Source organism: Propioniferax innocua (assembly GCF_006716235.1).
In the GTDB taxonomy this organism is placed as follows: domain Bacteria; phylum Actinomycetota; class Actinomycetes; order Propionibacteriales; family Propionibacteriaceae; genus Propioniferax; species Propioniferax innocua.
Genome location: NZ_VFOR01000005.1, coordinates 71,305 through 85,789, shown reverse-complemented (window position 1 = coordinate 85,789; position 14,485 = coordinate 71,305). Strand labels below are relative to the sequence as shown.

Genomic DNA, 14,485 nt, shown 5'->3' with positions numbered 1-14,485 from the left:
GGCGTCACACCAATCCGACGATCTTCGCGGCGGCTCTCGCCGACGGTGAGGCCTATGCCCAGCAGATGAAGGAGCTCAAGGCTTCGGGGGCATCGGTGGCCGAGGCCATCACGTCCATGACCACCACCGATGTCCGTGACGCCTGCGACCTGTTCATGGAGACCTACCGGGCCACCGATGGTGTGGACGGCCGGGTCTCGATCGAGGTCGATCCCGGATTGGCCAATGACACCGATGCCACCGTCGCGCAGGCCGCCGAACTGCATCGGCTCGTCGATCGGGAAAACGTCCTGATCAAGATCCCGGCCACTGAGGCGGGCATCCCTGCCATCCGCCGCACCATCGCTGCGGGGATCAGCGTCAATGTCACCCTGATCTTCTCGACCAAACGCTACGGCGAGGTGATCGACGCCTACTTCAGCGGCCTGGAGGATGCCAAGGCCGCGGGCATCGATATATCCACGATCCACTCGGTCGCGTCGTTCTTCATCTCCCGTGTGGATACCGAGGTCGACAAGCGGCTGGCCGCCCTCGGCGTCGAGCCGACGCGTGGGCTCACCGGGGCTTCGGGTATCGCCAATGCACGTCTGGCATACGAGGTGTTCCTCAAGTCGATCGAGGATCCGCGGTGGGAGGCTCTCGCCGCGGCCGGCGGTAACCTGCAGCGTCCGCTGTGGGCGTCGACGGGGACGAAGAATCCGGCCTACCCCGACACGCTGTACGTCACCGAGCTCATCGCCGCTCACACCGTCAACACCATGCCGCAGGCCACGATGGACGCCTTCGCCGATCATGGCACTGTACGCGGCGACCGCGTGACCGGCCTGATCGATCCTGCCCACGGAACGATGAAGATGGTCGCCGACGCCGGGGTCGATTTCTCCGATGTGGAGCAGGTTCTCGAGACCGAGGGCGTCGAGAAGTTCATGAAGAGCTGGAACGAACTCGAAGAGACGGTGCGGACGGCCCTCGACGAGGCCTGAAGCACACCGGGACGCCCGATGAGCGTTTGCGCCCGCGGTCATGGCATCGTTGTCCCGTAATCCCTCGGGAGGAAGTCATGTCCGTCGTCCGTTGCGCCGATCCGAAGGCGCTGGCAGCAAAGGTCGCCGATTCATTCAATGACGCGATCGCTGCCCGCCTCGGTGCCGGTCAGGGTCACGTCCACGTGGCCCTGACCGGTGGAACCATCGCCACCGAGCTGTACCGTCTCTGGCCCGACCGCCCCGGAACCGCCGAGGTGGACTGGTCTCGCGTCGAAGTGTGGTGGGGCGATGAACGGTGGGTTCCGAGCGATTCGGATCAGCGCAACGCCGAGCCGGCACTCGAGTTGTTGGCTCCGATGGGATTCGGCGCGGTACACCCCATGCCGTCAGGTGAAGGACCGGGACTGACCGCTGCGGCCCAGCAATACTCCGCCGAGCTGGGCAGTGTTCGCATGGATATCTGTCTGCTCGGGCTCGGCCCCGATGGGCATGTGGCCTCGGTATTTCCCGGCCATCCCTCGATGAATGCCAGCGGAGACCCGGTGATTGCGGTCCGGAACTCCCCCAAACCGCCGCCGGAACGGCTTTCGCTGACCCTCCAGACCATCTCCGCCAGCGACGAGGTCTGGTTCATCGTCAGTGGGTCGTCCAAGGCTCCGGCCCTGACAGGTTCGTATCACGGCGATGATGAGCTGCCCGGTGCACATGCCCGCGGTGTGCGGCGTACCCGATGGTTCTGCGACGAAGACGCCGCCCGTAGCCTGGGCTGATCATCAACCATCTGGTTGATGCCCATGGGTGATCGTGGCCCTAGCGTCGATGGTGCCGTCCACGCCCTCCAGGAGACCCCATGCGCCCATCACGTCGCTCGCTCATCCGTGCGTTCATCCTCATCGCCCTGGTGGGCATCTGGCTCGGTGTTTCCGCTGTGGGAGGCCGCAGTATCGGCATGCTGTCGCAGGTCACCGAGAACGACTCGAGCGCCTTCCTGCCGCAGGCTTCGGAATCCATCGAGGCCAGAGAGGCGGTGAAGGAATTCCAGGACAGCGACGCGCTGCCTGCCTTCGTCACCATCATGGGAGCCGATGTCGTCTCCGAGGCGCTTCCCGCCGGTCCCCCACGAGGCATGCCCGGGGCCGCCTATGCCTCCGACGTGGTCGATGGGATCGATGTCGACGGGATTCCTCTGCGTGACTACCTGGCCACAGATGCGGTGGTCCCGGTCATCCCTGCCGACGACGGCAGCGGCGTTCTGCTGTTGCTTCCGCTTTCTGGTGAGAAGGTGAATGCACAAGATGCCGACGGCGATCCACGCCTCGATTCTGTGGTCGCCTCCATCCGCGAGCAGACGCCGCAGATCACCAATGCCGAGGTGCATGTGGCTGGTCCGGCGGGCTTCATCACCGATCTCGGCGAAGCGTTCAGTGGGATCGACGGCATGTTGTTGCTCGTCACCTTCGCAGCAGTCCTGGTGATCCTGTTGATCGTCTACCGGTCGATCATCCTGCCCTTGCTGGTGCTGTTCTCCGCAACGGCAGGACTCTCGCTGGCCGGAGGCATCACCTATCTGTTGGCCAAGGAAGGGCTGATCCAGGTCAATGGTCAGGCGCAGGGAATCCTGTTCATCCTCGTGGTGGGGGCCACCACCGACTACGCGCTTTTGGTCGTGGCTCGCCACCGCGAGGAGCTGCGGCGTCATGAATCGTCGTGGAAGGCCATGCGGGTCACCCTGCGTGCCTGTATCGAGCCCATCGGAGCATCGGCGGGAACCGTCGCCCTCGGTCTCCTGTGCCTGCTCCTGGCCTCGCTGAACTCGAGCCGTTCCCTCGGCCCGGTCGGCGTCATCGCGGTGGGGTCGGCACTTCTTGCGGCCCTGACACTGCTACCTGCCTTGCTGTTGATGGGCCGTTGGGTCTTCTGGCCGAGAATTCCCCGCGTGACTGCCCATGAGGAGATCGATGATCATGCTCCAGAAACGCATCGCAGCATCTGGTGGCGGATCAGTTCGGGTGTGGAGAAGCGGCCCCAGATCACCGGCGCTGTGGTCCTCGTGGCGCTGCTGGCCGGCGGTGTATTCGTCCCCACATTCCAGAATGGGGGAACCAATGACAGCGACATCATCCTTTCGGAGGTCGATTCGAAGGTTGGTCAGGCTGTCATCGATGAGAAGTTCGATCTGGGCGCGGCTGAGCCGATTCAGATCGTGACCGACGCCGACACGGCCGAGCAGATGGCACGCGAAGTCGCGGCCCTGCCCCAGATTGTTTCGGCAGATGTGTCAACCGATGAACGCGGAGGCCGGGTGATCGTGGATGCCGAGGCCGGCGATATCTCCACGCCGAAAGCCGGCTCCGAGGCGGTGGAAGTGGTGCGCGAGGTGGCCCACGTCATCGATCCCGGATCCCTGGTCGGCGGGGTGGCGGCTGAGAACCATGACACGATACGAACAGCCCAACGCGACCTGGTCACCGTGGTTCCCGCTGTGCTGATCGCGATCTTGGTGGTGCTCAGCCTGCTGCTGCGCTCAATCGTGGCCGGCGCCCTGCTGACGATCGCGACGGTGGTGTCCTTCGGGACAGCACTGGGCACGGCAGCTCTGGTGTTCAACCATGTGTTCGACTTCCCAGGTGCTGACCCGACGGTGCCGTTGCTGGGCTTCGTCTTCCTGGTGGCACTCGGCGTCGACTACTCGATCTTCCTCATGACCAGGGTCCGGGAGGAAGCGGTCGCTGGCCACCCCACGGGGGAAGCGGTGAAGCGGGCGATGGCCTCCACCGGCGGTGTCATCACCAGCGCAGGCATCGTGTTGGCCGCGACATTCGCAGCCCTGGCGGTCCTGCCGATCCTGTTCTTGGCGCAGCTGGCGTTCATCGTGAGCTTCGGCGTCCTGGTGGACACCTTCATCGTCCGGACACTGCTCGTGCCGGCTTGGACATTTGGTCTGGGCCGACGCGTGTGGTGGCCCAGCCGGTTGGCTCAGTAGAGCACTTCGCCGCGCTTGCGGCGAGCCTGCAATGCCGCCACGGCTTCGGAGAGAATGGCTTCCGCCTCGGTGTCGGAGCGACGCTCCTTCACGTATGCCAGGTGCGTCTTGTAGGGCGTGATCTTCGGCGGGGGCGGCGGATTCTCCGAATCCATACTGGCCGGGAGTCCGCATCGCGGGCAGTCCCAGGATTCAGGGACCTGGGCATCGGCTGCGAAGGCCGGACGCGTCTCGTGATCGTTGGCGCAGAAGTACGAGACGTAGAGCCGGGGAGCGGCGTCACCGCGTTCGGCCTCACCCATGGGTCCTGCACCGACTCGACTGCCGCGGATGGCATTGCCACCTACCACGTTGACTCCTTGCATAGCTGCGGATGGATGTCTGGAAATTGCACGCCCGCACAGAGCCCGACAGGGTGCGGGCTTCGGGAATGCGGATGTCGACGCATCGGCCGACGGAGAAAACCGGCCCGACTCAGTTCGGGAAGAACCGGTACAGCAACAACAGCCCGATGATGCACAGCGACCAAAGGACGCCGAGCACCACGGTGATGCGGTCGAGATTGCGCTCGCGCACCGACATGCCGCCGAAGGAGGAGGACATACCGCCGCCGAAGAGGTCGGACATACCGCCACCTCGGTTCTTGTGCATGAGGATCGTGAGGGCCAGCAGGACTGACAGCACCACCAGGACGATGGAAACGATCAGTTGCGGGGTCGTCATCAAGGGCAAGAGCACGGCGTGAGTGTAACCCATCTGTTCGAGGTATCCCATTTGAAACGGCCGCGTCGGCCATGCCCATCGGTGAGCATGGCCGACGCGGAATCGGTCGTGGTGGAAGTTCTGCCGATCAGCTGCAGCCGGAGGTGGAGCCGCAGCCCTCACACACGTAGCACGAGCCCGAGGGCCGCATCTTCGTTCCACAGGTCAGGCACAGCGGAGCGTCGACGGTGTTGCCCTGCAACGACTCGAGGAGTTCCGCGGTGGTGTGCGCATCGCTGGCCGTACGCTGGGTCGGCTCATCGGTGGTCGGTTCCTCCGATTCGGGCTCGTCCTCCACTGCACCGGGCGACAGCTGGATCTTGCCCGCCGGTGCAGTGGCCCCCTCCACTTCCTCACGGTCGTTGTCGCTCTCGTCGATGTACGAACCGGTCTCGACGTAGCGGCGACGCTCGGCGGCGGTGTGGATACCGAGCTCGGCGCGATCCTCGAATGTCAGGTAGTCGAGGGCGAGACGACGGAAGATGTAGTCGATGATGGACTGCGCCATGCGAATGTCCGGGTCATCGGTCATTCCGGCGGGCTCGAACTTCATGTTCGTGAACTTCTCGACATAGGTCTTCAAGGGCACCCCGTATTGAAGTGCGATCGAGATGGCGATCGAGAAGGCATCCATGACGCCGGCCAGGGTCGAGCCCTGCTTGCCAAGCTTGAGGAAGACCTCACCAAGACCGTCGTCAGGGTACGACCCGGAGGTCAAGTACCCCTCTGCCCCACCCACGGTGAACGATGTGGTCGACGACGGGCGCGTCTTGGGCAGACGCTTGCGACGCGGCTTGTGATCGATGATCACCTTGGGCTCATCGGCCTCCTTCTTGGCTTCCTTCTTCTTGCCGTCGGAGAGCGGCTGCCCGACCTTGCAGTTGTCGCGGTAGACGGCGAGCGCCTTGAGCCCAAGCTTCCAGCCCTGCAGGTAGACATCAGCGATGTCCTCGACGGTGGCCGACTCTGGCAGGTTGACCGTCTTGGAGATCGCACCGGAGAGGAACGGCTGCACGGCAGCCATCATGCGCACGTGCCCCATCGGCTTGATGGCACGAGCACCCATGGCGCAATCGAAGACCTCGTAATGCTCTGTCCTGAGCCCCGGGGCGTCGATCACGTGACCATGTTCAGCGATGTACTCGACGATGGCCTCGGCGGTCTCGTCGGTGTACCCGAGGTTGGCCAGCGCACGCGGGATCGTCTGGTTGACGATCTGCATCGAGCCGCCGCCAACGAGCTTCTTGAACTTGACCAGCGAGAAGTCCGGCTCGATACCCGTGGTATCGCAGTCCATCATGAAGCCGATGGTTCCGGTCGGCGCCAGGAGCGAGGCCTGGGCATTGCGGAAGCCCTGCTCCGCACCGAGGCGCACCACGGCGTCCCATTCACCGGTGGCGGCCTGCTGGATGGGCGTGTCGAAATCGCTGAGCGTACGCAGTGAATCGTTGGCCGCCTGGTGCTTGCGCATCACACGCTGGTGCGCGCTGGCATTGCGGGCGTAGCCGTTGTAGGTTCCGACGATTCCTGCGAGCTCAGCCGATCGGCGGTAGGCCACGCCGGTCATGAGCGAGGTGATGGCACCGGCGAGAGCGCGTCCACCCTCTGAGTCGTAGCCATGACCGGTGGCCATGAGCAGCGCACCGAGGTTGGCGTAGCCGATGCCGAGCTGGCGGTAGTCACGGGTGGTCTGCGCAATCGCCTCGGTCGGGAAGTCAGCGAAGGTGATCGATATGTCCATCGCAGTGATGATGATCTCGACGGCCTTGACGAAGTTGTGCACATCGAAGGTGTCGTCCTCGCGCAGGAACTTCAGCAGGTTGAGGCTGGCAAGGTTGCAGGAGGAGTTGTCGAGTGACATGTACTCCGAGCACGGGTTGGACGCGGTGATGCGTCCGGTCTCGGGGTTGGTGTGCCAATCATTGATGGTGTCGTCGTACTGCAGCCCCGGGTCAGCACATTCCCAAGCGGCCTTGGCGATCTTGTTGAACAGCTCACGGGCGTCGACCTTCTCGATCACCTCGTTGTTCATACGGGCACGCAGGCCGAACTCGTGACCATCCTCGACGGCCTTCATGAACTCGTCGGTGACACGCACCGAGTTGTTCGCGTTCTGGTACTGCACCGAGGCGATGTCGCGGCCACCGAGGTCCATATCGAAGCCGGCGTCACGCAACGCACGGATCTTGTCCTCCTCACGCGCCTTGGTCTCGACGAACTCCTCGATATCGGGGTGGTCCACGTCGAGCACGACCATCTTGGCCGCACGGCGCGTAGCGCCACCAGACTTGATCGTGCCGGCCGAGGCATCGGCGCCGCGCATGAACGACACCGGGCCCGAAGCAGTGCCACCGGAGCTGAGCAGTTCCTTCGACGAGCGGATACGGGAGAGGTTGAGGCCGGCACCGGAGCCGCCCTTGAAGATGAAGCCCTCCTCCTTGTACCAGTTCAGGATCGAATCCATGGAGTCGTCAACCGAGAGGATGAAGCAGGCGCTGACCTGCTGGGCCGATTCGGTGCCGACGTTGAACCAGACCGGGGAGTTGAAGCTGAACACCTGGTGCAACAGCATCCACGTGAGCTCGTGCTCGAAGATCTCGGCGTCCTCGGACGTCGCGAAGTAGCCCTCGGCCTCACCGGTGCTCCGATATTTCTTGGCCACACGGTCGATGAGCTGCTTGAGGCTCGTCTCACGCTGCGGGGTGCCGACAGCACCACGGAAGTACTTCGAGGTGACGATCGTGGTGGCATTCATCGACCAGAACCCCGGGAACTCCACATCCCGCTGCTCGAACACGGCCTCCCCGGTCTTCCAGTTGGTCTGGACGACGTCACGAAGCTCCCATGTCACCTCGTCATACGGATGGACACCCTCGGTGGTGAACACGCGGTCGATGGTCAGACCCCGTGTGTCGTGCTGGTTACTGGTCTCGGTCATGGGTGGTGACTCCTCGTCTTGCTCACGTTCGTGGTGTCTGTGGAATGTCTGCTGGTGGTGATGCTCAATGCTTGGGGACTCACACCCGATCAGGGCGCGGTCTTGTGTGGGCGGCGCGAAGTCACGCCGTGGGCGCCCCTTTCAGGGAGTCGATCTCCGCGGTGAAGTCGTCCACGGATTCGTACTGTTTGTAGACGCTCGCGAACCTCAGGTACGCGACTTGGTCGAGCTTCCGCAGCGGCTCAAGGATGGCGAGACCGACCTCGTCGGCAGGCACCTCGGCACGACCGGCGGCGCGAAGGGCATCCTCGACGTCCTGCCCCAGCTTCGCCAGCTGCTCGGTGGTGACCGGACGCCCCTTGCAGGCCTTCCGCACGCCGGTGATGACCTTGTCTCGGCTGAACGGCTCAATCACGCCCGAGCGCTTGACGACGACGATCTGCATCTGCTCGATCGTGGTGAATCGCCTCTCGCACGACGGACACTGGCGACGACGACGCACGCAACGGCCGTCCTCAGTGGTCCGTGAATCGAGCACACGCGAATCATGGTGCTGACAGAACGGGCAGTACACGGCGTTCACCTCCCGGGTGGCACATCGATGGTCGGACGTTCAGTTGTGGACGAAACGGTGGAGAACCCCGTCAGCCCTGTGCGTAACCCACCCCATTCCTGTGGGGGAGGCTGTGGACACCATGTGCACAACAACCACTATCTGTGGATTAACGACACGTCTGTAACTACTAGATATGGGCATCCTAGGGCGAGTCCCCCACAAGAGCAACCACGCCGCGAAGCCCCCTCATGCCCCACCTGCCCCAACCCCCACAGGGACAGGGAAAAGTCACCGAAAAGAATCAGGCGACACGGCGCGTCGAACCCTTTTCGGTCAGGAGGTCACCTGAAGAAACGTGACAACGACGCACAGCACCCCAGCCATGACCATGAGCGCCAACACCCCCATGACGACGGCGATCCCGCGCTCCGTGAGCCGCCACCCCGACGCGGGGGCCTCCATCGGCACAGGTCGCGACACCCTGCACGACCCGGCCACCGCCTGCCCTGCCATGCCACCCTCGAGCACTCGCAGGGATCTGGGCCCGCGAGCGCGCGACCGAGGCTCCTGCATCGAGCGCACACTTCGCGCCGAACGCACCTCGCGCCCGACCATCGAATCGACTCGTTCCACCATCACTGCGGCCATGGGTGCCAACTCCTTCTGCTCTCTCGCTCTTCTGCTCTCTCGCTCTTCTGCTCTCTCGCCCAGAGCCCCACCAGCAATCAGGCTCCGAACAAATGTTCGATACAAGGATGCACGCCCGACCCCGCGGAGGCAAGAATAAATCGATCATAGTTTCGACATTCTTGGTGGCCCGGGCGCTACACCTGAAGCATCACAGGGGGGTACGACAGATTTGAGCCGCTCACACGTTCGAGACCACGACACGCCTCGAACAGTTGTATGAATCGCGGGCTCCCTGCCTAGAATGGATGGCATGAATGCGCCGAAACGCCGCCCCGGACGCCCGCGCAAGGCCGATGTCAACGCCCAGATGACCGCTTCGGCGAACGTCCCCCCACTTCCATCGGATCTACCCCATCTTGATGAGTTGACTCCACGCCAACGACGACTGCTGGAGGTCATCAAGAACGCTGTGACCCTCAACGGTTACCCGCCGAGTATTCGGGAGATGGGCGATCAGATCGGCTTGTCGAGCACGTCCTCTGTCTCCCACCAGCTACGCGTTCTCGAGGAACGAGGGTTCCTGCGCCGTGATCCGCGTCGCCCTCGTGCACTCGAGGTCCTCCTGCCGGAAGATGGCGGGCAGACTCCCCTCGAGGAACCGCCCCACGTGGTGGGTGTGCACAACGACGACTTCGATGTGACAGACATCGGTGAGTCATTCCCGGATGCGATCAACGTTCCCGTGGTGGGCCGTATCGCCGCCGGCGGCCCGATCCTGGCCGAGGAACAGGTGGAGCAGGTGTTCCCCCTGCCCAAGCAACTCGTCGGCGAAGGCACGGTTTTCCTACTGGAGGTCCGCGGTGATTCGATGATCGACGCCGCGATCTGTGACGGTGACTGGGTAGCCGTGCGTCAGCAGTCCAATGCCGAGAACGGCGACATCGTCGCCGCACTTCTCGATCTCGAGGCCACCGTCAAGACGTTCAAACGAACCAAGGATCAGGTGTGGCTGATGCCGCACAACCCCGCCTACGACCCGATCGATGGGAACGATGCAACGATTCTGGGGAAAGTTGTGGCGGTGATGCGTCGCGTGTGACACGCGTGTGACGCGCGTGTGACGGGCGTCAGTCTTGGCCGGTGAGGCGTCGCAGCGCCTGGATCGCGGTCTCGCGTTCGGTCGTGGCCCACATGGGCGGCATGGAGGCGCGGAGAAAGCTGCCGTAGCGTGCAGTCACAAGGCGGGGGTCGAGTACAGCGACAAGGCCGCGGTCGGTGGATCGGCGGATGAGGCGTCCGGAGCCTTGGGCAAGCAGCAGTGCGGCATGGCTCGCGGCCACGGCCATGAAACCATTGCCGCCGACTTGAGTGACCGCCTGTTGACGTGCCTGCATGAGGGGATCGTCGGGGCGCGGGAACGGGATCTTGTCGATGATCACGAGCTGACAGGTGTCACCCGGCACGTCAATGCCCTGCCACAGCGAGACGGTGCCGAACAGGCTGACTGCCGGTTCGTCGATGAACCGCCGCGTCAGTTCCGACAGCTGGGCGTCGCCCTGGCACAGGATCGTGTGGTCGGGAAGTTGACGCCGCACATGCACCGCAGCAGCCTCGGCCGAGCGCTGGGAGGCGAACAGTCCGAGCGTGCGCCCGCCGGCTGCCCACACAAGTTCCGCGACCTCGGTGAGGTTCTCCGCTGTGATGCCGTCACGGCGCGGTGGCGGCAGGTGTTTCGCGATGTACATGATGCCCTGACGGCGGTAGTCGAACGGTGATCCGACATCGATCCCCCGCCACGGCAACGGTCCGACCTCGTCCCCCTCCCCATCGGGCCCCGCTTCGTTGCCCGACCTGGGTGCGGAATCATCGACCCGCTCGTGGGCACGAAGCCCGAAACTGGCGGCCACGTTCGTGAAGTCACCACCGAGTTTGAGGGTGGCGGATGTGAACACCGTCGTGGCCTCGGCCAACACCCGGGTCCGCATCAATCCGGCGACGCTCAGGGGAGCCACCCGAGCCTCCCGGCCGGCTCGTTCCCGGTCGTTGACGTAGACCACATCGAAGTCCCCGAGCGCGGCCATGCGTTCGGATATCTCGAAGACTTCTCGCACCACGGCGAGCACTTGACGCTTGTCGTTGTCGGTGTCTCCCCCGCCTTCGCGCCCTCCCAAGGCAGAGGCGACGCGTCGGGAGACGTCACGAACTCGCTCGAATGCCATGGTGACCGCGCCAGGTTCGGTGACACGGCCCGGCTCGGCGTCATCGAGGGCTTGCTGGAGGTCATCGGCTGCGTCGAGGAAGTCCATGCCGAGGTCATCATCGAGATAGACCGTGCAACGCTTCGCCACCCGCTCCACCTGCTGTGGAGAGAGCTCCGCCGATGCCGCCCCGGTGACTCGTGCAACAAGTTCATGGGCCTCGTCGATCACCACATGGTCGTACTCCGGCAGCGTCTGCACATCGCTCATCGCATCGATGGCCAACAGGGCATGGTTGGTCACCACCACATCAGCCTGACGTGCCCGTTCGCGGGCCCGCTCGGCGAAGCACTCCTCACCGTAGGGACAACGCTGGGCACCGACGCATTCGCGTTGCGACACCGAGACCTGCGCCCATCCCCTACCGGTGTGGCTGGGAGCATCATCGCGGTCGGCGAGACCGGTGCGTTCGGCCTCGTCCTCGGCCCATTCGCGCAGTGCCACCACTTCGGCTCCAGTGACCGATTCGGGATCGGTGTCATCCACGGCACTGGCGACCTCCTCACTGGAGAGCAGTGACTCCTGCGCCATTCCCGCCTGATCGCGGACACGCATCAGACACGCATAATTACTGCGCCCCTTCAACACCGCGGAGCGGGGTTCGTGGCCGGTGGTCTCGGCCATCGCCTTGAGCGCGTGCGGAATGTCGTTGTTCGCCAACTGTGCCTGCAGGGCCAAGGTTGCGGTCGCGATCACCACACGTTCGTCATGGTCATGGACGCGGGTCAACACCGGCGCCAGATACCCCAAGGACTTCCCGGTACCCGTGCCGGCCTGCACCAGGAGATGGTCACCCGACTCAAAGGCCTGTGCCAACGCGTCGGCCATCTGCTCCTGACCGGGCCGGGAGGTTCCGCCGACCCGGGACACGGCCGCTGCCAGCACATCACGATGATCCGTCACGCAGGCACCCTATGCCAGTGCCCCGACACATCGGGCCGACGCGCTGACCACCACTCCGAGAGCGGCGGATCGGCACCGGTTCATGCGGCGTCGGTCCGGAAAGGTGCGAGTTCTCCGGCCAGGTCCGGGTGGACGCGGGCGACCACGTACGTCCCGTCCGCCCGGTGCTCGGCGGTGAGGAACTCGCCGTTGCGGTGGATCTTGTCGATCAGGTCACCGCGTTCATAGGGCACCAGCGCACGAATCTCGATCGCAGGGTGCGGGAGTCCGTCGTAGAGAGTCGTACGCAGCGTGTCCAGACCGACGCCGGTCCGTGCAGAGACGATGACCGCGTCTGGGTAGGCCGAGCGCAGGGTCGCCAGAACCGCAGGCTCTGCCAAGTCGGCCTTGTTGAACACGAGCATCTCGGGGATGCCACCGGCGTCGATGTCATTGAGCACCTCCCGTACCGCGGCGATCTGGCCTTCCGGGTCTGGATCGGATGCATCGACCACGTGCAGCAGCAGGTCAGCGTGGGCTGACTCCTCAAGCGTGGAGGCGAAGGCCTCCACCAGATCGTGCGGCAGATGACGCACGAAGCCCACGGTGTCGGTGAGGGTGAACTCACGACCGTCGGGGGTCTCGGAGCGTCGCGTGGTCGGGTCCAGGGTCGCGAACAGTGCGTCCTCCACCAGGACACCCGCCCCGGTGAGACGATTCAACAATGATGATTTGCCCGCATTGGTGTAGCCCACGATCGCCACCGAAGGCACACGGTTCCGGAGGCGTTCGGCGCGCTTGGTGGCACGTGTCCCGTCCATCTCACGGAGCTTGGCCCGCAACTGGCTGATGCGCTGATTGATGCGTCGGCGATCGGTCTCGATCTTGGTTTCACCAGGACCACGGCCGCCGATACCAGCGCCGGCCGACACGCGGCCACCGGCCTGGCGAGACAGGTTTCCGCCCCAACCGCGAAGGCGTTGCTTCATGTACTGAAGCTGGGCGAGCTCGACCTGGGCTTTGCCCTCCACCGACTTGGCGTGCTGGGCGAAAATATCCAGGATCAGCGCGGTGCGGTCGATGACCTTCACCTTGAGGCGATCCTCGAGATTGCGCAGCTGGGCCGGGGTCAGTTCGCCGTCACAGATGACGGTGTCGGCCGCCGTGGCAACCACCACATCGAGCAGTTCAGCCACCTTGCCCGACCCGATGAAGGTGGCCGGATCGACACGTTGACGACGCTGCACGAGGCCCTCGAGCACCTGGGCACCGGCGGTCTCGGCCAGCAACTGCAGCTCGGCTACGGAGTTGTCGACATCCACGTGGGATCCGGTGGTCCAGACCGCCACGAGCACGACACGTTCAAGCTGGAGATCGCGGTACTCGACCTCACCGATGTCGGCGAGCTGGGTCGACATACCGACGCGGCGCAGCGATTCGCGTTCGGCGCGTTCGAGCTGGTCGCCGTCGGCGTCAGCAGGCTCCACCGCTCCGTTGCGTTCGGGCAGGGTCTCGATCGGCCCGATGTGGAGTTCGTCATCGGGGGCGAATCCATCGTCAGGATCCGGCAGGGATGTGGCGTGGGCAGAAGTCATCGTCCGGCCATTCTCCCATGAAGCACAAAACTGTTCCGTGAAGTGCCTCGTCCCCCAAGCCCCGATCGGCGCCCCGATCAGTCGGGAAGGACGACTTCACCGTGGGCGACGAGCACGGCCGGTCCGGTCATCGTGATCGCGTCACCGTGGAAAGCGATCTCCAGCGACCCACCAGGCACGTCGACTCGCCACGACGCGTCATCGCGTTCACCGGCCCAAGCACGGGCCGCAGTAGCGGCCGCCACGGTTCCGGTACCGCACGAGCGGGTCTCCCCCACACCTCGCTCGAACACCCGCATCGCGACGTGATGGTCCCCGAGTCCACACACGAACTCCACGTTAGTTCCTGCGGGATAGACCTCGGCGTCGAATTCCGGAGCGATGGTGAGGTCAAGGGCCTCGAGGTCGTCGGTGCCGCAGACCGCGTGAGGATTGCCGACATCGACGCCCACTGCGTCATAAGCACAGCCACCATGGGTCACGCGGGACTCCGCCATCAGCCGAACCGGCGACATGTCCACGCGTACGCGTCCGTCGCTCAGCACTGAGACCTGTTTGGCCCCGGCACGCGTGGCGATGCTCACCTCAGCACCGATGAGCCCTTCGTCAGCAAGATGACGAGCAAAGACGCGGATGCCATTTCCACACATCTCGGCGAGCGAACCGTCGGCATTGCGGTAATCCATGAACCACAGGTCGGGATCGCCATCCCAGCCGTCGATGTGTTCAGCCTTGACCGCTCGAAGGAAGCCGTCACCACCGACGCCGACGCGTCGGTCACACAGATACCGGACATCGTCGGTACCGGGGCTCAACAGATCATGGCGGTCCACGATGATGACGAAGTCATTCTCCGTGCCGTGCCCTTTGGCGAACGACCAAGTGCGCATGGGGC

The 14,485-nt window shown here is 64.2% G+C and carries 12 protein-coding genes; 4 read left to right on the top strand and 8 right to left on the bottom strand.

Annotated elements, in window-relative coordinates; all coding sequences use genetic code 11:
- From tal to FB460_RS12910, 3 genes are all read left to right on the top strand, one after another.
- Positions 1–983: transaldolase (gene tal / locus FB460_RS12920; RefSeq protein WP_142094613.1), on the top strand; the 983-nt coding region annotated here is incomplete at its 5' end.
- 77 nt (positions 984–1,060) lie between these two features.
- Positions 1,061–1,756: a 6-phosphogluconolactonase gene (gene pgl, locus FB460_RS12915; RefSeq protein WP_142094346.1), complete on the top strand. Its 696-nt coding sequence runs from the start codon at positions 1,061–1,063 to the stop codon at positions 1,754–1,756.
- Positions 1,757–1,836: 80 nt separating this feature from the next.
- Positions 1,837–3,969 (top strand): MMPL family transporter, encoded by a 2,133-nt coding sequence (locus FB460_RS12910; RefSeq protein WP_142094612.1) that lies wholly within the window; start codon positions 1,837–1,839, stop codon positions 3,967–3,969.
- On the opposite strand, the gene FB460_RS12905 is transcribed toward FB460_RS12910, so the two are convergent.
- The 5 genes from FB460_RS12905 to FB460_RS12885 form a co-directional block, all read right to left on the bottom strand.
- Positions 3,963–4,319 (bottom strand): RNA polymerase-binding protein RbpA, encoded by a 357-nt coding sequence (locus FB460_RS12905; protein WP_142094611.1) that lies wholly within the window; start codon positions 4,317–4,319, stop codon positions 3,963–3,965. The two genes, FB460_RS12910 and FB460_RS12905, sit on opposite strands and share 7 nt — an antisense overlap.
- Positions 4,320–4,443: 124 nt before the next feature.
- The gene (gene secG / locus FB460_RS12900; protein ID WP_142094622.1) at positions 4,444–4,692 is read right to left on the bottom strand and encodes a preprotein translocase subunit SecG; all 249 of its coding nucleotides are present in this window, start codon (positions 4,690–4,692) and stop codon (positions 4,444–4,446) included.
- Between the two features lie 127 nt (positions 4,693–4,819).
- Positions 4,820–7,669, bottom strand: a complete 2,850-nt coding sequence (locus tag FB460_RS12895; RefSeq protein WP_142094610.1) for a vitamin B12-dependent ribonucleotide reductase — start codon at positions 7,667–7,669, stop codon at positions 4,820–4,822.
- 121 nt (positions 7,670–7,790) lie between these two features.
- Entirely contained in the window at positions 7,791–8,243 is a 453-nt protein-coding gene (gene nrdR, locus FB460_RS12890) for a transcriptional regulator NrdR (RefSeq protein ID WP_142094609.1), read from the bottom strand.
- A gap of 315 nt (positions 8,244–8,558) precedes the next feature.
- A complete protein-coding gene (locus tag FB460_RS12885) occupies positions 8,559–8,873 on the bottom strand; it encodes a hypothetical protein (protein ID WP_142094608.1) in 315 nt (104 codons plus the stop codon).
- A gap of 292 nt (positions 8,874–9,165) precedes the next feature.
- Here FB460_RS12885 and lexA point away from each other — a divergent pair, with 292 nt between their 5' ends.
- The gene (gene lexA / locus FB460_RS12880; protein WP_425466999.1) at positions 9,166–9,954 is read left to right on the top strand and encodes a transcriptional repressor LexA; all 789 of its coding nucleotides are present in this window, start codon (positions 9,166–9,168) and stop codon (positions 9,952–9,954) included.
- Between the two features lie 28 nt (positions 9,955–9,982).
- On the opposite strand, the gene FB460_RS12875 is transcribed toward lexA, so the two are convergent.
- The 3 genes from FB460_RS12875 to dapF all read right to left on the bottom strand — a co-directional run bounded on the left by FB460_RS12875 (position 9,983) and on the right by dapF (position 14,480).
- Positions 9,983–11,941: an ATP-dependent DNA helicase gene (locus tag FB460_RS12875; RefSeq protein WP_425467000.1), complete on the bottom strand. Its 1,959-nt coding sequence runs from the start codon at positions 11,939–11,941 to the stop codon at positions 9,983–9,985.
- A gap of 155 nt (positions 11,942–12,096) precedes the next feature.
- On the bottom strand, positions 12,097–13,590 hold the full coding sequence (hflX, locus tag FB460_RS12870) for a GTPase HflX (protein WP_142094605.1): 1,494 nt from the start codon (positions 13,588–13,590) through the stop codon (positions 12,097–12,099).
- 77 nt (positions 13,591–13,667) lie between these two features.
- Entirely contained in the window at positions 13,668–14,480 is an 813-nt protein-coding gene (gene dapF / locus FB460_RS12865) for a diaminopimelate epimerase (protein WP_142094604.1), read from the bottom strand.
- Positions 14,481–14,485 lie beyond the last annotated feature (5 nt).